This window comes from Campylobacter sp. BCW_6465 (assembly GCF_001762815.1).
Lineage (GTDB): Bacteria > Campylobacterota > Campylobacteria > Campylobacterales > Campylobacteraceae > Campylobacter_D > Campylobacter_D jejuni.
In genome coordinates, this window is record NZ_MJXN01000108.1 from 1,037 (window position 1) to 1,904 (window position 868).

Genomic DNA, 868 nt, shown 5'->3' on the forward strand with positions numbered 1-868 from the left:
TATCGCTTCTCCTTACAAAGCTTTAGCTGTAAGAGAAAGTCAAAGAAAAGCACAAGCTATTAGCATAGCCCAGCAAGAATGCTTAAAAATTATGCGTGAATGTGAAGGTTTTGTGCCTGTTTCACCCATACTACAATTTAGTTATTTGGATGAAAACAAGCACAGAGACAAAGCTTTACAAATGGGATTAGAGCTTTTAAAAGCGTGTGATTATATTTATCTTAGCAAACACAAAGATGCAAAATATTCACAAGGTATGCAAGAAGAATTAGCATTAGCTAAAAAGCTTGGCATTAAAGAGCTAGTTTTGGAGTTGCCCTTACAATAAGGGTTTAAGGATAATCAAGAAAAGAGCTAAACACGCAATACTTTTAAGATACGGCGTAGTTCTTTGGGATTATCAAATTAAAAAATATAAATTAAAGGAGATTTAAATGCAAATAAATAGTTTTGAAGATGTAAATCTTGCACTTAAAAAAGTGGCAGAACTTAGTGTAAAAATAGAAAAGATTAATGGCGAGGTAACTTTAGCTTGTAATGAGATTAAAGAAGCTCGTGCAGGAGAGATTAAGGTTTTAAGTGATGAACTTGGATACATAGAGCAATGTATCACTACTTTTTGTGAAAATAACAAGCATGAATTTGCCGAAAAAAGATCTAAAGAATTTACCTTTGGCAAGATTGGCTATCGCTTAAGTAAAAGTGTATCTTTACCACGTGTGAAAGAAAAACTAGAAAACTTAATCAAAGCCTTTAAAAGTTACAACCTTAATGAATGCATCATTTACAAAGAAGAGCTTAATAAAGATGCCATTGTAGAGCTTGATGATACTACTTTAGTAAAGCTTGGACTTAAAAGAGTTGTAAA

General features: G+C 32.3%; 2 protein-coding genes. Both read left to right on the top strand.

Features of this window, described 5'->3' with window-relative positions:
• Position 1 precedes the first annotated feature (1 nt).
• Entirely contained in the window at positions 2-328 is a 327-nt protein-coding gene (locus AJ886_RS08060; protein WP_261662874.1) for a DUF4406 domain-containing protein, read from the top strand.
• 106 nt (positions 329-434) lie between these two features.
• Positions 435-868 (top strand): host-nuclease inhibitor Gam family protein (locus AJ886_RS08065; RefSeq protein ID WP_070287516.1); only part of this gene is annotated, 434 nt, incomplete at its 3' end.